Source organism: Flindersiella endophytica, from assembly GCF_054779015.1.
In genome coordinates this window covers 19,710-38,900 of sequence record NZ_BAAGYY010000011.1, presented here as the reverse complement: position 1 = coordinate 38,900, position 19,191 = coordinate 19,710, and the positions used below count along the sequence as shown (strand labels likewise).

Genomic DNA, 19,191 nt, shown 5'->3' with positions numbered 1-19,191 from the left:
ACACAACATGAGCATCGTCATCCGCAACGGAGCGGTCGTCAGCGCGACCGGCGTCAGTGAGGCCGACGTCCTGGTCGAGGGTGAACGGATCGAGGCGCTCGCCGCGCGCGACTCCGGCTTCGCCGACTTCTGGGCGTCCGACGCCGACCGCGTGATCGACGCCACCGGCAAGTACGTCCTGCCGGGCGGCATCGACGCCCACACCCACATGGAGATGCCGTTCGGTGGCACGTTCTCCGCCGACACGTTCGAGACCGGCACGACCGCCGCAGCCTGGGGCGGCACCACGACGATCATCGACTTCGCCGTGCAGCCGAAGGGGACGTCGCTGCTGGCGGCCATGGAGAAGTGGCACGAGAAGGCCGACGGCAACTGCGTCATCGACTACGGCTTCCACATGATCATCTCCGATGTCAACGACACGACGCTGAAGGAGATGGAGGCCTGCATCGACGCGGGCGTCAACAGTTTCAAGATGTTCATGGCCTATCCCGGTGTCTTCTACGCCACCGACGGCGAGATCCTGCGCGCGATGCAGAAGGCCGCCGACACCGGTGCGCTGGTCATGATGCACGCGGAGAACGGCATCGCGATCGACCAGCTGGTCGCGCAGGCGCTCGCCTCCGGGCAGAGCGATCCGCTCTATCACGGGCTGACCCGCCCGCCCGAGCTGGAAGCCGAGGCGACGCACCGGGCGATCACGCTGGCTCGGGTCACCGGCGCTCCCTTGTACATCGTGCACCTGTCGGCCGCTCCCGCGCTGGAGGCCGTGGCCGCCGCGCGAAACGCCGGTCAGAACGCCTTCGCCGAGACCTGCCCGCAGTACCTCTTCCTGTCCTTGGACGACCTCGGGCGGCCTGGATTCGAAGGCAGCAAGTACGTCTGCTCGCCGCCGCTGCGTCCGGTCGAGCACCAGGCGGCGCTGTGGCGTGGGCTGCGTACGAACGATCTGTCCGTCGTGTCAACCGACCATTGCCCGTTCTGCTTCAAGGAGCAGAAGGAGCTCGGCATCGGCGACTTCTCGAAGATTCCCAACGGCATGCCGGGCGTCGAGCACCGGATGGACCTGCTGCACCAGGGCGTACTCGCGGGCGAGATCACGTTGCAGCGCTGGGTCGAGATCAGCGCGACCACGCCGGCGCGGATGTTCGGTCTCTATCCTCGTAAGGGCGTCATCGCTGCCGGGTCGGACGCCGACATCGTGGTCTACGATCCGTCGGTTACGCAGACTCTGTCGGCCGAGACGCATCACATGAACGTCGACTACTCCGCCTACGAAGGCAAGGAGATCGTCGGAAAGGTCGAGACCGTACTGTCGCGTGGGAAGGTCGTCGTCGACAGCGACGGGTTCCACGGCGACACCGGGCACGGTGTGTTCCTGGAGCGCGACCTGTGCCAGTACCTCACATAGAAGTCGTAGGAGTTCGAAGAAAGAGCTGCTGATGGAGTTCGGGGTGGTGCTGCAGACCGACCCGCCCGCGCGAGCGGTGGTCGAAGGGCTGCGGGCAGCGGAGGACAACGGCTTCGGCTACGGCTGGACGTTCGACTCCCACGTGTTGTGGCAGGAGCCGTTCGTCATCTACTCCGCCGCGCTGGCGGCGACAACGACGTTGCGGGTCGGGCCGATGGTGACGAATCCGAGCACGCGCGACTGGTCGGTCATCGCGTCCTTGTTCGCGACACTCAACGACATGTACGGCAATCGCACGGTCTGCGGCATGGGTCGCGGCGACTCGGCCAGGCGGGTGATCGGCCAGCAACCCGCCACGCTCGCGACCGTTCGCGACTCGATCCACGTGATCCGCGAGCTCGCCGAAGGCCGCGAGGTCGTCCATCACGGCGTGCCCGTGCGTATCCCGTGGGTGCGTGACGGCAGGCTGCCGATCTGGCTCGCGGCGTACGGGCCGCGTGCGCTGCGGCTGGTCGGTGAGGTGGCCGACGGCTTCATCCTGCAGACAGCCGACCCCGACATCGCCCGCTGGACGATCGGCTCCGTCCGCACCGCGGCGCTCGAGGCCGGCCGCGATCCTTCCTCCATCACCATGTGCGTCGCGGCTCCGGCGTACGTCGGTGGAGACCTCGCGCATCAGCGGGACCAGCTGAGGTGGTTCGGCGGCATGGTCGGCAACCACGTGGCCGACCTGGTCGCGCGCTACGGCACGTCCGGCCCGGTGCCGAACGCCCTGACCGACTACATCGCCGGCCGTCAGGACTACGACTACTCCCACCACGGTCGCGCCGGCAACCCCTCCACCGACTTCGTCCCCGACGAGATCGTCGACCGCTTCTGCCTCGTCGGCCCTGCGTCGGCCCACATCGACCGCCTGCAGGAGCTGGCGGAGATCGGCGTCGACAACTTCGCCCTCTACCTCATGCACGACGAGGCCGAAAAGACCCTCACCGCCTACGGCCGCGACATCATTCCTTCGGTGTCAGCCGTAGCGTGAAGCCGCCGTTGGGGGCGATGGGGAGCTTCAGGGTGTCGGCGCGGGTCGTGGTGGTCGAGGTGTAGGTGACCTCGTCGTGTGGGGTGGTGGGGGAGTCGTGGTAGAGCTCCGCCGTCCAGTCGCCCTCGGGCAGGAACGGTAGCGCGACCTCGGCGGTCTGGGCGGTGTCCGTCGCGTAGCCGCCGGCGATGTACCAGGTCGTGTCGTGGCGGCGGGCGAGGACGACGTGGGTGGCGGGGTCGCCCGAGAGGAGGCGGGTCTCGTCCCATACGGAAGGGACGCGGGACAGCAGGCCCAGCTCGACCGGGCGGTTGCGGTACGACTCCACGCTGTCGGCGAAGTGCTGCACCCCCGACTCGTACAGCACGGCGAGCGCCAGCTCGTGCGAAGCGGTGATCTCGCGTTCGGAGGTGAACGTCACCGGCGTGAAGTCCATCGGGCCCTGGACGTTGCGCGTGAACGCAAGCGTCACGTAGTGCCGAGGTGGCAGCGGATCCTTGCCCCTGTTGGGTTTGATGTTCTCCGCGCCTTTCACGGCCTCCGCGGTCATGAAGTGCGGCCAGGTCCGCTCCAGGCCGCGCGGGATCGTGCCGCCGTGGAAGTTGACCATCAGACGGTGGTGGGCCGTCGCCTCCAGGCAGCGGTCGAACCAGCGCATCCGGTCCTGCCCGTCGGATTCGGTGAAGTCGATCTTCACGCCCACGACGCCCCACTCACGCCACAGGCCGAGCCGCTCTCGATGTTCCCGTGCGGAGTCGAGGTTCTGCCAGCGGTCCCACAGCCAGATGCCGACGTTCCGCGCCCGAGCGTACGTCACCAGCTCAGGCACCCAGTCGGCCTTCCACCCCGCGTCGACCAGGACGTAGGCCCAGCCGACCGAGCTCGCGAAGTCGACGAACGCCTTCTGGGCTTCGGGATCGCGGGAGCTCTCGCCGTCGGACCACCACGACCAGGCCGCGATGCCGGGTCGCACCCACGACGTGTCACTGAATCGGGCCGCCGGCGCCAGGCTCGTGATCAGCGAGCTCTCCACGACCGTCGCCAGCGAGCCGATGATCATGGTACGCCACGGCGTGACCAGAGGACTTTCGCTTGTGACATAGGGATCCGGCAGCACGAGCCGGAACTCACGGGAGTCACCGTCGAGCACCAGCTGCGACCCGGCGTAGCGGCCGTCCAGGTCCGACTCCGTGACGAGCATCCAGGTGTCACCGACGCGGAACAGCGCCGGATAGCCGTAGATGTCCGGCGTCGCGGTGGCGACCGTCGCGTGCTCGTGGATCGTCTCGTAGTCCTGCCGCCCGTTGTCGTACGGCAGCAACACCGAACGCGCGTCGGGCGGTACCACGTAACGCGTTGCCTCGCCGCAGATCGTGACCGGTGCCGTCCACGGCACGACATAGCGGTACGCCACGCCGTCGGCCGAGACCCGCACGTGCAGCTCCAGCCGGTGCCTGCCCTTGCGGAAGTGCAGCACCAGCTCGTCCGCGTGGTAGGTGTGCGAACGGCGGCGCCCGATCACCGTGGTGTACGAGTCGTCGACGACGCCCGAGGTCGCGGAGACGAACGTCAGCCCGTCCGAGAAGTCCTTGTGCGTCGCGCGAATCCCCAGCCTGGACGGCAACAGCACATCGCGCCCACCAGAACGAACCGCGAGCGTCAGCGCGCCTTCCTCCGAGAGCGAAACCGTGGCGAGGATTCCGTCCTCAGTGCCGCAGGTCCAGCTGCTCATCGGCGCTCCTCGCTATCACGTACTGCTGCCCGGCCACAGCCTCGAACGTCAGCTCCTCGTCGTGCCCGGTGCGGATCCGCAACGACCCGTCCCGGCTCGGTCGCACGACGATCTGCGTGGCCCGGCCGCCCTGCCAGGTGATGTCGACCTCCACACCCCCGCGTGCGCGCAGGCCCTCGACCGCACCTTCCGGCCAGGCCGAAGGCAGTGCCGGCAGTACGTCGATGGCGCCGTCATGGCTCTGCAGCAGCATCTCGGCGACGCCGGACGTCGCGCCGAAGTTGCCGTCGATCTGGAACGGGGGATGGGTGTCCCAGAGGTTCGGCAACGTGGAGTGGATGAGCTGCTCCGACAGCATCAGGTGGGCGTGGTCGCCGTCGAGCAGGCGGGCCCAGAAGTTGATTTTCCAGGCCTTGCTCCATCCGGTGCCGCCGTCGCCGCGGGCCTTCAGCGTGACCTTCGCGGCTTCGGTGAGCTCAGGCGCCGACCGCGGCGAGATCTGCCCGGACGGGTGCAGGGCGTACAGGTGAGAGGTGTGCCTGTGCTGGTTGGCCGGATCGTCGAGATCGGGCTTCCACTCCTGCAGCTGACCCCACGAGCCGACGCGCAGGCCGGAGTCGAGCCGGTCCAGCGCGTGCCGAAGGTCCTTGTGCAGTTGGGTCTCCGTGCCCAGCCGCTCGCCGGCGGCCAGCGTCGTGGTGAACAGGTCGCACACGATCTGCTGCCCCATCGAGGCGCCGACGGTGACCAGGCCCTGTTCCGGCGAGAAGCTCGGCGAGACGACCAGCGTTCCGTCGGCCGGGTCCTCGACCAGGAAGTCGAGCCAGAACAAGGCGGTGTCGGCCAGGATCGGGTACGCGGTGTCGCGCAGGAAGCCGATGTCGCCGCTGAACTCGTAGTGCTCCCACAGGTGCCGGCACAGCCAGCCGGCAGCCTCGGGGTACCAGAACGACGTGGGATGGTCGCGGTGCCCGTTGTAGCCCCACACGTTGGTCTGGTTGCCGACGACCCAGCCGCGCGCGCCGTAGAGCTGTTTCGCGGCGACCCGGCCGGGCGTGCGCATCGCGTCGATGAACTCGAACAGCGGCGGCGTGGTCTCGGCCAGGTTGGTGATCTCGGCCGGCCAGTAGTTCATCTGCAAGTTGATGTTGACGTGGTAGTCGGAACACCACGGCGGAGTCTTCGACGCGTTCCACACGCCCTGCAGGTTGGCGGGCAGCGAGCCGACTCGCGACGAGGCGATCAGCAGGTAGCGGCCGTACTGGAAGTAGAGCGCCTCCAGCGCGCGGTCGAACGGCCCGGTGCCGTCGTAGTTCGCGAGCTGGACGTCGGTGGGCATCATGTGCGGCCGGGCCCGCTGGCCGAGGTCGAGTCGCACGCGGTCGAACAGCTCTTCGTGGTCGGCGACGTGGGCCGCACGCAGCTCGGCGTACGGCGTGGCGCCCGCGAGGTCGATCCGCTGCGAGACCTCGACGTGCGGGTCGGCACCGCGATAGTCGGGGTAGCTCGCGGCGTAGTTCGTCCCGGCGGCGAAGAGAATCGTGGCCGCGTTGGCGTCGACGACCGACACCGAGCCGTCGGGCCGGTCGACGATCAGCCCTTCCTCGGCGAGGATCTGGATCTGGCCCTCGTAGATCAGGCCGTTGTCGGGCAACGCGCCGCGGATGGTGATCAGGCCGCCGGCCGCCGTCACGGAGCAGCCGTCGTGCGGTGCGGCGAACCTCGCGGTGAACGAGACCTTGGCCTCACGATCGGCCGTGAGGCGGTAGACCGCGACCTGCGCGGGATGGCTGACGAAGTACTCCCGGCTGTAGCTCACCTCGTCGAAGCGATACCCGACGCTCGCGACGGCTTGCCCGATGTCGAGGTCGCGCCAGTAGCCGGAGACCTCCGTCGGGTCGGGATGCACGTCGAGATAGAGATCGCCGAACGGCTGGTACGCGCCGAACGCGTAGTCCCGCAGGCCGAGCGCCTCGACCATGGCCGCGGGCTCCAGGCTGCCTTCGCGCGCGAGCCGCTCCCGTAACCGCGGGATCGCGTCCGGCCGCGGCGACGGCCACAAGCCGTAGTGATAGGCGTTCCCGTCCTCGACCGCGCCCGGGCCGCCGGACCACAGTGTCTTCTCGTTCAGCTGCAGGCGTTCGGTCAGTACGCCACCGAACACCATGGTGCCGAGCGAGCCGTTGCCGATCGGCAGGGCCTCGCGCTCCCAGTCGGAGGCGGGCTTGTCGTACCAGAGCAGGAGCGACCCAGGTTCGGTAATAGCGATCCCTCCAAGACGTGCAGGATGATGAATCGTTTCACCACTGTGGACTTTATAGCGTCCGCGTTACCCCCTGGTGGATTTCGCGCGAGGGCGGCCGGAACAGGTCAGCGCCCGGCCACCCCTCGAGGCGTACAGCTCAGGCGATTCGTAGCCAAACGGCGGCGTCGGACGGCAGCCGGCCTGAGCTGTCGAGCGGAGCGCTGCCGAGCAGGATCTCCTGGTGCTCCGGCAACGCGACGGCGGCGGTGCCGAGGTTGACCACGCAGGCGAAGCCGGGTCCGCGACCGAACGCCAGCGTGTCCGGGGTGTCCGACGGCTCGTCGTCCAGCCAGTGCAGCTCGCCTTCGACGAGCCCGGGCAGGCTCCGGCGCAGCGCGATCGCCGCGCGGTACAGCGCGAGCATCGAGTCGGCGTCGTTGACCTGGGCCTCGACCGACAGCGGCTTCCACTCCGACGGCTGCGGCAGCCACGGCTGCCGGCCCTCTCCGAAGCCGTACGCCGTCGCGTCGGACGACCACGGCAGCGGCACGCGGCAGCCGTCCCGGCCCTTGTGCTTGTGGCCGGAGCGCTCCCAGATCGGGTCCTGCAGCACTTCGGCCGGCAGGTCGACCTCGGGCAGCCCGAGCTCCTCGCCCTGGTAGATGTACGCCCCGCCCGGCAGCGCCAGCATCAGCAGCGCCGCCGCCCGGGCCCGCCGCCTGCCGAGCTCGAGGTCGGCCGGTCCGCCCGATCGAGCGGAGGCCAGCGACGTGTCCGCCCGGCCGTACCGCGTCACCTCGCGCGGCACGTCGTGGTTGGACAGCACCCAGGTCGCCGGCGCGTCCACCTTGCCGAGCGTGGTCAGCGTGCGGTCGATCACCGTACGCATGCGCTCGGCCTCCCACGGGCAGCTGAGGAAGTCGAAGTTGAACGCCGTGTGCAGCTCGTCCGGACGCAGATAGTTGCCGAGCCGGTCCAGCTTCGTGCCGACCCAGGCCTCGGCGACGAACACGCGCCCGCCCTGCTCACTGCCGGTGTAGGAGTCGGCGATCGCCCGCCAGTCGCGGTAGATCTCGTGCACCTCGTCGCGGTCCCAGTGCGGGTGGTCGGGCTGGTCGTCGTGCTCGGCGAGCAGCTCCTCCTTGTCCTGGCTGCCTACGTCCGGCAGCCCGGCATGCTTGGCCAGGCCGTGCGCGACGTCGATCCGGAAGCCGTCGACGCCGCGGTCGAACCAGAACCGCAGGACGTCCTCGAACTCCGTCCGCACCTCGGGGTTCGACCAGTTCAGGTCGGGCTGCTCCGGAGCGAACAGATGGAGGTACCACTGCTCGGGTACGCCTTCGTCGTCGTGCAGCCGCGCCCATGCCGGGCCGCCGAACACCGACTTCCAGTCGTTGGGCGGGAACGCACCGTCCGGGCCGCGCCCGTCGCGGAACCAGTAGCGCGCGCGTTCGGGTGAGCCGGGGTCGGACTGCAGGGCGGCCTGGAACCAGTCGTGTGCGTCGGACGTGTGGTTCGGGACGATGTCGAGGATCACCCGCAGGCCGTGCCCGTGCGCCTCGGCGATCAGTTGCTCGGCCTCGGCGAGCGTGCCGAACTCCGGCTCGATGTCGCGGAAGTCGGCGACGTCGTAGCCGCCGTCGGCCATCGGCGAGGGGTACCACGGCGTGATCCAGATCGCGTCGACGCCGAGCCCGGCCAGGTATGGCAGTCGCGATCGGATCCCCGCGATGTCGCCGATCCCGTCACCGTTGCCGTCGGCGAAGCTCCGGATGTAGATCTGGTAGATCACGGCGCTGCGCCACCACGCCGGACCGGCCTGGTTGGTGCCGATTGCCATGCAGCGTCATCCTCCCTTGACGTACGTGCAAAAGCCCGAGCCTACGCCGTCCACAGCCCCGACCTCCACCCCTGGAGGAAGCGCTTCGCGCTGCTGTGTTCATCCTGGCCAAAGAGGAAGGAAGACCGTCAGCCGAGCAGGTTGCCCCGCGGCGGCTCGTCGAGCGTGTTGATCATCGAGTGCGCGGCCATCACGAGGTAGGCCCACAGCTGCTGCTCGTGTTCGGCGTCGAGGTCGAGCTCGTCGATCGCGGCGCGCATGTGGTGGAGCCAGCGGTCCTTGGCACGCTCGGTGACCGCGAACGGGACGTGGCGCATCCGCAGCCGCGGGTGGCCGCGCTGCTCGGAGTAGGTGCGCGGGCCGCCCCAGTACTGCTCGAGGAACATCCGCAGGCGGTCCTCGGCACCGGTGAGGTCTTCCTCGGGGTACATCGGACGCAGCTCCGGATCGGTGGCCACGCCTTCGTAGAAGCGCTTGACCAGCCGGGTGAAGGTCTCGTGTCCACCGATTTCGTCGTAGAACGTCGGTGTCGTCTGCTCGGTCATCGGCACCCATTGTGGCAAGCTGCTCCCGCACAACCAACTGCGTAGCCAATTGGTTGCATCAAGTGATCAGATGACGGGGATTTTGGGTATGCAAGAGGCTGTGAACAAGATCAACTCGGCGCTGGCCGTCGCTGGGTTGCTGCTGGTGACGGCCGGCTGCGGCGTCGCGGGCGGTGTCGAGGACCCGCAGGTGTCCCCGGAGCCCACGTCCGCGCCCACCACGCCCGCGCCCAAACGAGCGGCGGCCTTCGTCATCTCGCCCGACGACGGTGCCAAGAAGGTACGCCTGGACCAGCCGGTCCAGGTGGGTGTCGTCGGCGGCAGGCTGCGGTCGGTGCGGGTGACCACCTCCGACGGCAAGGCTCTGGCCGGCCGGCTCAACGCCGACAGCACCGGCTGGATCAGCAGCGCCGACCTCCGGCGCGACACCACCTACCGCGTGGCCGCGGTCGCGACGGGTGAGAACGGCGCGCAGGCGAAGGCGGCACGTACCTTCCACACCCTGAAGCCCTCGGAGATCGTCAGCGCCGAGGTCGAGCCGAAGTCCGGCGAGACCTACGGCGTCGGCATGCCGGTCATCGTGACGTTCGACCGTCCGGTCAAGGACAAGGCGGCGGTCGAGGACCGGTTGCGGGTCGAGACGTCCAAGCCGGTGCTCGGCGCGTGGCGCTGGTTCGGCGACGACGAGGTGCACTATCGGCCGAAGAGCTACTGGCCGGCTCACACCGACGTAACCGTCAAGCTGAACTTGCGCGGGGTGGGCACAGGCAGGAGTGCCTGGGGAGTTCGCGATGTCGTACACAAGTTTCGGATCGGCCGGTCGGTGGTGACGAACGTCGACCTCTTCGATCACAACGCGCGGGTCTATCTCGACGGCAAGCTCGCCCGGACCATTCCCGTGACGGGAGGCAAGGCGGGCTGGAGAACTCGCGACGGCATCAAGGTCGTGCTCGGCCGCGAGATGTATCACCGCTTCAAGAACGAGCAGATCAACGCGCCCGAAGACTACGACCTCGTGGCGAAGTACGCCATGCGCGTCACGTGGTCGGGTGAGTTCCTGCACACGGCGTGGTGGTCGACGTGGGCGCAGGGCAACTCCAACGTCAGCCACGGTTGTGTCGGAATGAGCACGAGCGACTCCGCGTGGCTGTACAACCACACACAGGTTGGCGATCCGGTCGACGTCCGCAGCAGCGGCGAGCAGATGGCCGTTACTGGCAACGGCTATGGCGACTGGAACCTCTCCTGGACCGAGTGGGAGAAAGGCAGTGCCCTCAAGCAGGTGCTGTCGGAAAAATCTGAACAGGCCGGGAACTCCGTGCCCGAGAGCCGCGGCTTGTAGGTGTTTACTCGCACGTCTCCTGTTCTTGGCAATGGCGAGTTATCGTGTCCATCGTGGACGGTTTCCGCCGGCGGTTCTCGCGCAGCGAACGGGCGGGATCGAGCGTGCCCGCTGCCGTGCCGTCCCAGTTCGACCTCGAGGTCGCGGCCGCGGTCGCCGCGGCCAGAGACAACGGTCGTAGCGAGGAAGCGCGCAGACTCCTAAGCTGGCTTAGGCATCCGAGCACAGTCGAGCGGGTTGCCGAGGCGTTCTACGAAGGGCGCACGGGCAAGTTGTGGCGCACGGCCGAAGAGATCGACCGGATCGCCTACATCGCCAACGCGCGCGCTGTGATGGACATGCTGATCCAGGAACAGCGCTAGTTCACGTCTCGTTTCCCCTTTGTTCACTGGTGGTTGCAAGGTGGTGGCCGGAGCCGGTTCCGGCCACCACCCGGCGATCCCGTCAGGAGCCGGTGCGGCGGGCGCGAACGGCGGCGGCGAGCTGACGGAGCACGTCGACGCTGGTTTCCCAGCCCATGCAGGCGTCGGTGATGCTCTTGCCGTACGTCAGCCGGCCGGCCTGGCCTTCGACCAGGTTCTGGCGACCCGGCTCGAGGAAGCTCTCGAGCATGACGCCGACAATGCCGCGCTGGCCCTCGGCGATCTGCCGGGCCAGCTCCAGCGCGACCACGGCCTGCTGGAGGTGGTCCTTGCCGGAGTTGCCGTGGCTGGCGTCGACGACCACGCGTTCTGGCAGTTCGGCCTTCTCCAGAAGGGCGAGCGCCTGGGACACACTGTCGGCGTCGTAGTTCGGGCCGCTCTGGCCGCCACGCAGGATCACGTGGCAGTCGGGGTTTCCGGCCGTGGTCAGGATCGCCGCCAGACCGTCGTCGGTGATACCGGTGAAGACGTTACGGGTGCCGGCCGCCAGCAGCCCGTCGACCGCGCCCTGGACGTCGCCGTTGGTGGCGTTCTTCAGCCCGACCGGCATCGACAGGCCGCTGGCCAGCTGCCGGTGCACCTGGCTCTCGACCGTACGCGCGCCGATCGCGCCCCAGCTCACGGTGTCGGCGATGTACTGCGGAGTGATCGGGTCGAGGAACTCACACCCGGCCGGCAGCCCGAGCGCCAGCACGTCCAGCAGGAACTGGCGAGCCAGCCGGAGTCCCTTGTTGACGTGGTAGCTGCCGTCCAGGTCGGGGTCGTTGATCAGGCCCTTCCACCCGACGGTCGTACGCGGCTTCTCGAAGTAGACCCGCATCACGATGCACAGGTCCGAGCCGAGCTCGGCGTTGAGCGCCGCCAGCCGCTGGGCGTACTCCGCTCCCGCCTCGGGGTCGTGGATCGAGCACGGCCCAACAACGACCACCAGCCGGTCGTCCTCGGCGTTCAGCACCTGCTGGACCTGATGTCGGCCGCGGAGCACGACCTCCGCGGCCTCGGGCGTGAGCGGCAGTTCGTCGCGGAGCAGGGCCGGAGGGTAAAGCGGCCGGGTGGTCGTGATCCGCTGGTTGTGAACCTGGGGGAGCTGGGACCTCATGTCGGGCATCTTTCGGCGCTCTTTTCGTCTGCAGGTGACTACATCGTCGGGCGATCCGGGCGCCGGCCCGCACCCCAGAGTGGTCCGGCGCATAACAAAAGGCAGAAGCGGATCGCTTCTGCCTCGGCCGGCTCTGGGTGGGTTGTGTGTCAGTGGCGTCGCGCAGGTAGAGGCCTGCCGCCTGGCCCACCCAGGGCCGGCCAGCTAAACCAATACCAATAGCTTCGCTGCACGAGGTGGGACCTTACCCGGTCCTTCACAGATCGGCAACACCGGTTGACGCTGCACAATCACGGGCCTATGTTCAGGGACACGAAGACGTCGGTGAAACGTTTCATTTCCAGGTGGTGAGCGTGGCATCGGTTCAGGCTGTCCTCGAGATCCGGGGTGCCGGCAAGGCGTTCGGCGCGGTGACCGCGCTGCACGACGTGTCCGTGACGCTGTCCGCCGGAGAGGTGCACGGTCTGGTCGGGGAGAACGGAGCGGGCAAGTCGACACTGGTCAAGGTGCTGGCCGGCGTTCACCCTCTCGACACCGGTGAGCTGTTGCTGGACGGCGCGCCGCTGGAGCTGAGTGGCCCGGCCGGCGCCCGCGCCGCCGGCATCGCGGTGATCTACCAGGAGCCGATGCTGTTCCCCGACCTGTCGGTCGCCGAGAACATCTTCATGGGCCGCCAGCCGGTCGGCAGCGGCTTCTTCCTGGCCCGCCGGATCGACCGGACGGCGATGGCCGCGCAGTGCACGGAGCTGTTCGCGCGGCTCGGCGTCCGGCTCGACCCGGACCGTCCGGCGCGCGGCCTGTCGATCGCCGACCAGCAGCTGGTCGAGATCGCCAAGGCGCTGTCGTTCGACGCGCGTGTGCTGGTGATGGACGAACCGACCGCCGCGCTGTCCGGTGTGGAGGCCGAACGACTGTTCGCGGTCGTCCGCTCGCTGCGTGCCGACGGCGTGGCCGTGCTGTTCATCTCGCACCGGCTCGACGAGATCTTCGGGCTCTGCGACCGGATCACCGTCCTGCGCGACGGGCGCTGGATCTCGACCGACGTGGCGGGAGCGCTGACGGTCGACGAGCTGGTCCGGCGGATGGTCGGGCGGGAGATCTCGGCGCTCTTCCCCGAGGTCCCGAGCGATGACCGCGGCGCGGCTCCGCCCGTGCTGGAGGTACGCGGCCTGGCCAGGCAGGGCGTCTTCACGGGCATCGACTTCGTGGTACGTCCGGGCGAGATCGTCGCGCTGGCAGGGCTCGTGGGCGCCGGACGTACCGAGGTGGTGCGCGCGGTGTTCGGCATCGACCGTTACGACGCCGGCTCGGTGCTCGTCGGAGGGCAGCGGTTGCGACCCGGGAGCCCGCCGGCAGCGATCGCCGCCGGGCTCGCGCTCGTACCGGAGGACCGGCGGCACCTCGGCCTGGTGATGCCGCTGTCGGTGCAGCGGAACGCCACCCTCGTACGCCGGTGGGCGCTCAGCGTGCTCGGCATCGTGCGGAACACAGCCGAGCGTGCCGAGGCGGCGGAGTGGACGCGCCGGCTGGACGTCAAGGTCGGGCGGTTGCGCGATCCGGTGTCTACGCTGTCCGGCGGCAACCAGCAGAAAGTCGTGCTGGCCAAGTGGTTGTCGACCAGGCCGAAGCTGCTGATCGTCGACGAGCCCACGCGGGGGATCGACGTCGGCAGCAAGGCGGAGGTGCACAAGCTGCTGTCCCAGCTGGCGGCCGAGGGCGTTGCCGTGCTGATGGTTTCCAGTGAGTTGCCCGAGGTGCTCGGTATGGCCGACCGGATCCTCGTCATGCACGAGGGCAGGCTGACCGCGGAGATCGCGCGTTCGGATGCCGACGAGGAAGCCGTCATGTTCGCCGCCACCCGAGCCCGGGAGACGGTTGTTGAACAATTGAACATGAGAACAAGTGACCATGAGGGCAAGGGAGCAAGAGAACAGTCCGATCCGGGGGGTGGCGGATGAGCGCGTCCGCGGTAGGCGGGACGCGTACCGCCAGGCGGTTCTTCGTCGCACGTGAGCTCGGCATCCTGCTGGCGCTGCTGCTCCTGGTCGCGGTGACGACGAGTGTCCGGCCCGGATTCCTTTCCCCGCAGAGTATTCGCGACCTGTTGCTGGACTCCGCGATCCTGGTGATCCTCGCGGTCGGGCAGACGATCGTCGTCATCACACGCAACGTCGACCTGTCGGTGGGCTCGGTGGTCGGGCTGTCGGCGTTCGCGGCCGGCAGCCTCTTCGTCGCGGCGCCGAACGTGCCGATCCCGCTCGTCGTCCTGGCAGGCGTGGCGCTTGGCGGATTGTGCGGCGCCGTCAATGGATTCTTGACGGCGGCCGCACGCGTGCCTTCGCTGGTCGTCACGCTCGGCACGATGTACGCGTTTCGCGGTGTCGACTACTTCTGGGCGTCCGGGCGCCAGATCAACGCCGAGGACCTGCCGGACGGGTTCCTGCGCCTCGGCACGGCCGCGTTCGCAGCCGTGCCCCTGCTCGCGGTGTCCGCGCTCGTCGTGCTGCTGGTGGCGGGCGACCTGCTCCGGTCGTACCGCGGCGGGCGCGAGCTGTACGCGATCGGCTCCGACCCGGACGCGGCCAGGCTGTCCGGAATCCCCATCGGGCGCAGGCTTTTCGTCGTGTTCGTGGTGAGCGGCGCGCTGGCCGGGCTCGCCGGAACGTTGTACGCCGCGCGGTTCGGCACGCTCGACGCCAAGGCCGGCACCGGCATGGAGCTGACCGTGATCGCCGCCGCCGTCGTCGGTGGCGTCGCCATCTTCGGCGGCAGCGGGACGGTCTACGGCGCCGCGCTCGGAGCATTGCTGTTGACGGCGATCGGCAGCGCGCTGGCGGTGCTGCGGATCAACCCGTTCTGGCAGCAGGCGGTCGTCGGCGCGCTGATCCTGGCGGCGATCGGACTGGACCGGGCGCTGACCGCGCGATTGGCGAGGCGCCTGAGGGACCGGAGGCGTCATGTTCGCTGACCGGCTCGGCCTGCGCCGCCTGCTGTCGTGGGAGGCCGTGCTCGGCGCCGCGCTGGTGCTGGTCGCGGTGCTGGCCGGCTTGTTCGTCGACGGGTTCGCCAGCTCGCGTAACGTCGCGGACCTGCTGCTCGACCTCGTGCCGATCGCGCTGATCGCGTTGCCGATGACGCTGATCATCGTGACCGGGGAGATCGACCTGTCGGTGGCGAGCACGCTCGGCCTCACCTCGTCCGTACTCGGCGCGTTGTGGCTGGCGAACGTACCGCTCGAGCTGGGTGTGCTGCTGTGCCTGTTGCTGGGCGCCGCTCTCGGTGCGCTGAACGGCGTGTTCGTCACGGCGTTCGGACTGCCCTCGCTGGCGGTCACGATCGGGACGCTCGCGCTCTACCGCGGCTTGGCGACGGTCGTGCTCGGCGACCAGGCCGTCGCCGACTTCCCCAGGGAGTGGACGCAGGGGATCGCGTCGTCTGTTCCGGGCACTCCGATCCCGTGGGTGTTCGCCCTGATCGTCTTGCTGGCTGTGGGTTTCGGTGTGCTGCTGCACGCGACACCGGTGGGCCGTGGGCTGTACGCGATGGGCAACAGCCCGGACGCGGCGCGGTTCGCCGGCGTCTCGGTCGGATGGACGAAGTACTGGCTGTACGTCGCGTGCGGCGTGATCTCCGCGCTGGCGGGGATCTTCTGGACGTTCCGGTACGCCAGCGCGCGTGCCGACAACGGTGGCGGGCTCGAGCTCACGGTCGTCGCCGCCGTCCTGCTCGGGGGAGTGTCGATCTTCGGCGGCCGCGGCCGGCTGGCCGGAGTGGCGCTCGCAGTGGTGCTGGTGGGTGCGCTCAACAGCGCGCTGCGGCTCGCCGACGTGTCGTCGGACGCACTCACGATCGTCACGGGCACCTTGCTCATTCTTTCCGTCGTCGGACCGGCGATGCTCCGCAGAGGTCGCCGGGCCAGTCCGTAAAGGAAGGGAAACCATGACATTCGTTCGTTCGCTCCGGCCCGTGGCCGTCGCGGTCGCGGTGGCCGGGCTGCTCGTCGCGGGAGCCTGCAGCGGCACGACCCGGGAGCAGACCCAGCAGAAGGCGAGCACCAAGCCCGCCTCGCCGTCGGCGCCCGAGACCGGCAAGGCGAACCCCGGCGCGCCTTTGAAGGAAGGGCTTTCGGTCGCGTTCCTGCCCAAGCAGGTCAACAACCCGTACTTCACGACGGCCGACCAGAAGGGCGGCAAGTCCGCCGTCGGCGAGTTCAAGGGCTCGTTCAAGGAAGTCGGCCCGTCGGAGGCGAGCGCCTCGTCGCAGGTGAGCTACATCAACACCCTGTCGCAGCAGCAGACGGACGTCATCGTCGTCTCCGCGAACGACCCGAACGCGATCTGTGGCGCGCTGGACCAGGCGCGCAACGGTGGCGCGAAGGTCGTCACGTTCGACTCCGACACCAACCCGAACTGCCGTGACCTGTTCATCAACCAGGCGACGGCACAGGGCATCGCGGAGAACCAGGTCAAGCTGATCTCCGACCAGATCGGCGGATCCGGGAAGATCGCGATCCTGTCGGCGACACCGAACGCGACGAACCAGAACGCGTGGATCGCGTTGATGAAGAAGGAGCTGAAGAAGCCGGAGTACAGCAAGCTCGAGCTGGTGGCGACGGCGTACGGCAACGACGAGCCGCAGAAGTCGTTCCAGGAGACGCAGGGCCTGCTGCGGTCGTACCCCGACCTGAAGGGCATCATCTCGCCCACGACCGTCGGGGTCTCGGCGGCCGCGCGGTATCTCGGTGGTTCGCAGTACAAGGGGAGGGTCAAGCTCACCGGTCTCGGGACGCCGAACGACATGCGGGCGTACGTACACAACGGAACGGTCGAGGCGTTCGCGCTGTGGAACCCCGAGGAGCTGGGCTACCTCGCGGCGTACGCCGGTGCGGCGCTGGCGTCCGGGCAGATCACCGGCGCGGAAGGCGAGAAGTTCAAGGCCGGCAAGCTCGGTGAATACACCATCGGTGCGGATCGGACGATCGTGCTCGGTCCGCCGACGGTGTTCGACAAGTCCAACGTCGACACGTTCGACTTCTAGGAACTAGGGGCACTTCTCGTTCCATCTCACGACATCGAAGCGGATCGGCTGACCGGTCCACTTGGTGCCGGGCGCGGGCGACTGTGCGCAGACCTGCCAGTCCTTCTCCCACAGCACGTTGCGGTCCTCGCCGGTGGCGTCGACAGGACGAACGCTGGCCTTGCGGCCGAGCGCCTGCGTCGCCTCGGCGAGACCGCGGCCCTTGAAGTCGGGGAGCGTGCCGTCGCTGGCGACCGTGGCCGGCGTGAGGCTCTGGTCGGAGGCGGGGCAGTCCTCATCGAGTGCGACGACGCCGAGCTCGACGTGCTGTTTCTGCTTGCTGGTCGTGTCTTTCTCGACGGTCTGGAAGCAGACCTGCCAGCCACGGAGGTCGAGCTGGACGCGGCCGCGCGGGGTCGCGTCGTGGGAGAGCACGGTGTGGCCGGCCTGGTTGAGCTGTTGCTTAGCGGCGGCGAGACCCTTGCCGATGACGTTCGGCATGCCGGCCGGGAGATTCTGCTTCGGCGTCGGCTCGGCTGGTGTGGTGGTTTCGCCGGACTCGCTGGGCCGGCTGTCGGTTTTGGCCGGGCTCGGTGCTTTCGTCACCTCGCGTTCGCCTGCGTTCGGCTCGGTGTTGGCGCAGCCGGCGAGGAGCATGAGCAGGGCGGCGGCTGCGGCAGTCGCCACCGCCGCCTTGGTGGTCGTACGGAGGCGTCGTTGGGCGGTCACACCTCGATCATTCCCTCGGAGGCCGAGCCTTACCACCCCTGGCGGCGCGCTCCAGGTACGTGTCGTCGGGCGGGATGAAGCCGAACTGCTTGTACAGGCCGTGGGCGTCCCAGGTGTGCAGAGTCCAGCGGAAGTCGTGGCCAGGACCGAGGTCGACCATCAGGCGGACGAGCTCCTTGCCGATGCCGTGACCGCGGGCCGTCTGGTCGACGAAGACGTCGGCGAGGTAGGCGAATGCTTCGCCATCGGAGATCGCGCGGGCGAAGCCGACGAGCTTGCCGCTCTGCTTGTCGTAGGCCGCGGTGACGCGCCAGGCCTTGTCGAGTTGGCGGTCGAGGACGTCACGCGTGCGCCATTTGCCCCAGTAGGCCTCGGTGGAGAGGAACGCCCAGACCGCGTCGCGATCGACGCGGCCCGGGTCGTCGTCCAGCTCGTAGTCTCCGTGCTCGATCTGCATGCCTTTGAATCTACTTGCTGAGAATGTCCAACTGGTCCGCGTAGTAGGTGACGTTGGAAACATGGTGGACGACCTGACGGATCGTCCAGCCTTGGTCGGTTTCCCGGTCGAACTCTGCCGCGTCGAGGGTGGAAAGCCTTGCCTGGTAGCAGAGTGCGAGGCGGCGCAGGCGGCTGGTCGCCTCGTCGAGGTCGGCTTCGGTGAAGTGGGCCCAGTCGGAGTCCAACGTGAGGGTGCGGCCGTGCCACTGGTCGGGAATCGGGGGCAGGCCGGCCAGCCGGGCCTCGATCTCGGCGAGGTGGTCGACCAGGTGGTCGGTGATGCGGCGCAGCGACTTGTGCGGCGTCCACACGTTGCCGTCGCCGACGAGTGGCCGGCCGTTCCACTTGAGCCAGTGCTCGGCCTTGTCCAGGATCTCGTCGACGGCCGAGCTGATCAGCTGGGTGACGTCGCGGTCGTCGGTCTCCGGGATCTCGTTGTACGGCGCGGGGTCGAAGTCGAGAGTTCGTACCATGTCGGTGACGGTAGAGGTGGAATCCTTCGGTGCGGACCGAAGTGTGGCGGGGCTACGGTGCAGGGATGAGCATCTCGGCGGAGTCTTCGTTGACGGCTGAGTCGACGCAACACGAGGTTGACATCGCGTCGGTGGCACGCCTGATCGGCGAGCCCGCGCGGGCGGCGATGCTGGAGGCGCTGATGAGCGGGCAGGCGCTGACGGCGGGAGAGCTGGCCCGGGCGGCGGGGATCGCCGCGGCGACGGCCTCGGAGCATCTGGCACGGTTGCGTACGGGTGGGCTGGTGACGATGGTGGTGGCGGGGCGGCATCGATACCACCGGCTGGCGTCGGCGGAGGTTGCTTCGGCGCTGGAGGCGCTGTCGCTGATCGGCCCGGAGAAGCCGGCGCGTACGCTGCGCCAGTCCCAGGCCAACGCGGCGATGCTGGTGGCGCGTACCTGCTACGACCATCTGGCCGGCGAGGTGGGAGTCGCGCTGCACGACGGGCTGGTGGCGTCGGCTTCGCTGAGGGTCGGGGGAGCGGGCTACGAGCTGACGACTGACGGGGAGGCGCTGCTTTCGTCCTGGGGGCTGGACGTGGCGGCGGTGCGGGCGCTGCGCCGGTCGTTCGCGCGGCCGTGCCTGGACTTCACCGAGCGGCGGCCGCACCTGGCCGGCGCGCTGGGCGCTGCTCTGCTGGCACGGATGGTGGAGCTGGGCTGGCTACTGCCGCGGGTCAAGGACCACCGCGCCGTCCGCGTGACTCCGGCCGGCTGGGCGGGACTGTCCTCCGTCTTCGGCGTGCCGTCGGATCGGTAGCTG

At 68.7% G+C, this 19,191-nt stretch carries 17 protein-coding genes; 9 read left to right on the top strand and 8 right to left on the bottom strand.

What is annotated here, in order from left to right:
• Positions 1 to 7: 7 nt before the first annotated feature.
• Both hydA and ACYVF6_RS11325 read left to right on the top strand, forming a co-directional pair.
• A complete protein-coding gene (hydA, locus tag ACYVF6_RS11330) occupies positions 8 to 1,411 on the top strand; it encodes a dihydropyrimidinase (protein ID WP_460519814.1) in 1,404 nt (467 codons plus the stop codon).
• A 31-nt stretch (positions 1,412 to 1,442) separates the two neighbouring features.
• Positions 1,443 to 2,447: an LLM class F420-dependent oxidoreductase gene (locus tag ACYVF6_RS11325; protein WP_460519811.1), complete on the top strand. Its 1,005-nt coding sequence runs from the start codon at positions 1,443 to 1,445 to the stop codon at positions 2,445 to 2,447.
• Here ACYVF6_RS11325 and ACYVF6_RS11320 read toward each other — a convergent pair.
• From ACYVF6_RS11320 to ACYVF6_RS11305, 4 genes are all read right to left on the bottom strand, one after another.
• The gene (locus ACYVF6_RS11320; RefSeq protein WP_460519808.1) at positions 2,419 to 4,179 is read right to left on the bottom strand and encodes a glycoside hydrolase family 97 protein; all 1,761 of its coding nucleotides are present in this window, start codon (positions 4,177 to 4,179) and stop codon (positions 2,419 to 2,421) included. The two genes, ACYVF6_RS11325 and ACYVF6_RS11320, sit on opposite strands and share 29 nt — an antisense overlap.
• Entirely contained in the window at positions 4,154 to 6,421 is a 2,268-nt protein-coding gene (locus ACYVF6_RS11315; RefSeq protein WP_460519997.1) for a glycoside hydrolase family 95 protein, read from the bottom strand. The genes ACYVF6_RS11320 and ACYVF6_RS11315 overlap by 26 nt, the downstream gene beginning before the upstream one ends.
• A 160-nt stretch (positions 6,422 to 6,581) precedes the next feature.
• A complete protein-coding gene (locus ACYVF6_RS11310; protein ID WP_460519804.1) occupies positions 6,582 to 8,264 on the bottom strand; it encodes a glycoside hydrolase family 13 protein in 1,683 nt (560 codons plus the stop codon).
• Between the two features lie 128 nt (positions 8,265 to 8,392).
• A complete protein-coding gene (locus ACYVF6_RS11305) occupies positions 8,393 to 8,809 on the bottom strand; it encodes a globin (protein WP_460519801.1) in 417 nt (138 codons plus the stop codon).
• Between the two features lie 100 nt (positions 8,810 to 8,909).
• Between ACYVF6_RS11305 and ACYVF6_RS11300 the strand changes: the two genes are divergently transcribed.
• Positions 8,910 to 10,151: a L,D-transpeptidase gene (locus ACYVF6_RS11300; RefSeq protein ID WP_460519798.1), complete on the top strand. Its 1,242-nt coding sequence runs from the start codon at positions 8,910 to 8,912 to the stop codon at positions 10,149 to 10,151.
• A gap of 53 nt (positions 10,152 to 10,204) precedes the next feature.
• A complete protein-coding gene (locus ACYVF6_RS11295; RefSeq protein WP_460519796.1) occupies positions 10,205 to 10,513 on the top strand; it encodes a hypothetical protein in 309 nt (102 codons plus the stop codon).
• An 82-nt stretch (positions 10,514 to 10,595) separates the two neighbouring features.
• Here the strand turns inward: ACYVF6_RS11295 and ACYVF6_RS11290 are convergent, their stop codons facing one another.
• On the bottom strand, positions 10,596 to 11,672 hold the full coding sequence (locus tag ACYVF6_RS11290) for a 3-deoxy-7-phosphoheptulonate synthase (protein WP_460519793.1): 1,077 nt from the start codon (positions 11,670 to 11,672) through the stop codon (positions 10,596 to 10,598).
• A 353-nt stretch (positions 11,673 to 12,025) separates the two neighbouring features.
• Between ACYVF6_RS11290 and ACYVF6_RS11285 the strand changes: the two genes are divergently transcribed.
• The 4 genes from ACYVF6_RS11285 to rhaS are packed head-to-tail and all read left to right on the top strand — an operon-like array spanning position 12,026 to position 16,709.
• Entirely contained in the window at positions 12,026 to 13,630 is a 1,605-nt protein-coding gene (locus ACYVF6_RS11285; RefSeq protein WP_460519790.1) for a sugar ABC transporter ATP-binding protein, read from the top strand.
• On the top strand, positions 13,627 to 14,640 hold the full coding sequence (locus tag ACYVF6_RS11280) for an ABC transporter permease (RefSeq protein WP_460519787.1): 1,014 nt from the start codon (positions 13,627 to 13,629) through the stop codon (positions 14,638 to 14,640). The genes ACYVF6_RS11285 and ACYVF6_RS11280 overlap by 4 nt, the downstream gene beginning before the upstream one ends.
• On the top strand, positions 14,630 to 15,598 hold the full coding sequence (locus ACYVF6_RS11275; protein WP_460519784.1) for an ABC transporter permease: 969 nt from the start codon (positions 14,630 to 14,632) through the stop codon (positions 15,596 to 15,598). Before ACYVF6_RS11280 ends, ACYVF6_RS11275 begins: the two co-directional genes overlap by 11 nt.
• Positions 15,599 to 15,611: 13 nt before the next feature.
• Positions 15,612 to 16,709, top strand: a complete 1,098-nt coding sequence (rhaS, locus tag ACYVF6_RS11270; protein ID WP_460519781.1) for a rhamnose ABC transporter substrate-binding protein — start codon at positions 15,612 to 15,614, stop codon at positions 16,707 to 16,709.
• 3 nt (positions 16,710 to 16,712) lie between these two features.
• On the opposite strand, the gene ACYVF6_RS11265 is transcribed toward rhaS, so the two are convergent.
• Genes ACYVF6_RS11265 through ACYVF6_RS11255 form a run of 3 tightly spaced genes read right to left on the bottom strand, consistent with a single transcriptional unit; the run spans position 16,713 to position 18,388 of the window.
• Complete coding sequence (locus tag ACYVF6_RS11265; protein ID WP_460519778.1) at positions 16,713 to 17,417, bottom strand: hypothetical protein; 705 nt, start codon at positions 17,415 to 17,417, stop codon at positions 16,713 to 16,715.
• 7 nt (positions 17,418 to 17,424) lie between these two features.
• Entirely contained in the window at positions 17,425 to 17,874 is a 450-nt protein-coding gene (locus ACYVF6_RS11260) for a GNAT family N-acetyltransferase (RefSeq protein WP_460519775.1), read from the bottom strand.
• A gap of 10 nt (positions 17,875 to 17,884) precedes the next feature.
• Positions 17,885 to 18,388 carry a DinB family protein gene (locus ACYVF6_RS11255; protein ID WP_460519772.1) on the bottom strand — a complete coding sequence of 168 codons (504 nt, stop codon included), beginning with the start codon at positions 18,386 to 18,388 and terminating at the stop codon, positions 17,885 to 17,887.
• A 65-nt stretch (positions 18,389 to 18,453) separates the two neighbouring features.
• On the opposite strand from ACYVF6_RS11255, the gene ACYVF6_RS11250 reads away from it, so the two are divergent.
• On the top strand, positions 18,454 to 19,188 hold the full coding sequence (locus tag ACYVF6_RS11250) for an ArsR/SmtB family transcription factor (RefSeq protein ID WP_460519769.1): 735 nt from the start codon (positions 18,454 to 18,456) through the stop codon (positions 19,186 to 19,188).
• Positions 19,189 to 19,191: the final 3 nt, after the last annotated feature.

Excerpts from the sequence above, each read along its gene's own strand:
- ACYVF6_RS11305 (WP_460519801.1), bottom strand. The coding sequence starts at position 8,809 with ATGACCGAGCAGACGACACCGACGTTCTACGACGAAATCGGTGGACAC.
- ACYVF6_RS11325 (WP_460519811.1), top strand. The coding sequence starts at position 1,443 with ATGGAGTTCGGGGTGGTGCTGCAGACCGACCCGCCCGCGCGAGCGGTG.
- ACYVF6_RS11320 (WP_460519808.1), bottom strand. The coding sequence starts at position 4,179 with ATGAGCAGCTGGACCTGCGGCACTGAGGACGGAATCCTCGCCACGGTT.
- ACYVF6_RS11250 (WP_460519769.1), top strand. The coding sequence starts at position 18,454 with ATGAGCATCTCGGCGGAGTCTTCGTTGACGGCTGAGTCGACGCAACAC.
- ACYVF6_RS11310 (WP_460519804.1), bottom strand. The coding sequence starts at position 8,264 with ATGGCAATCGGCACCAACCAGGCCGGTCCGGCGTGGTGGCGCAGCGCC.
- ACYVF6_RS11255 (WP_460519772.1), bottom strand. The coding sequence starts at position 18,388 with ATGGTACGAACTCTCGACTTCGACCCCGCGCCGTACAACGAGATCCCG.
- hydA (WP_460519814.1), top strand. The coding sequence starts at position 8 with ATGAGCATCGTCATCCGCAACGGAGCGGTCGTCAGCGCGACCGGCGTC.
- ACYVF6_RS11290 (WP_460519793.1), bottom strand. The coding sequence starts at position 11,672 with ATGAGGTCCCAGCTCCCCCAGGTTCACAACCAGCGGATCACGACCACC.
- ACYVF6_RS11260 (WP_460519775.1), bottom strand. The coding sequence starts at position 17,874 with ATGCAGATCGAGCACGGAGACTACGAGCTGGACGACGACCCGGGCCGC.
- ACYVF6_RS11280 (WP_460519787.1), top strand. The coding sequence starts at position 13,627 with ATGAGCGCGTCCGCGGTAGGCGGGACGCGTACCGCCAGGCGGTTCTTC.
- ACYVF6_RS11275 (WP_460519784.1), top strand. The coding sequence starts at position 14,630 with ATGTTCGCTGACCGGCTCGGCCTGCGCCGCCTGCTGTCGTGGGAGGCC.
- rhaS (WP_460519781.1), top strand. The coding sequence starts at position 15,612 with ATGACATTCGTTCGTTCGCTCCGGCCCGTGGCCGTCGCGGTCGCGGTG.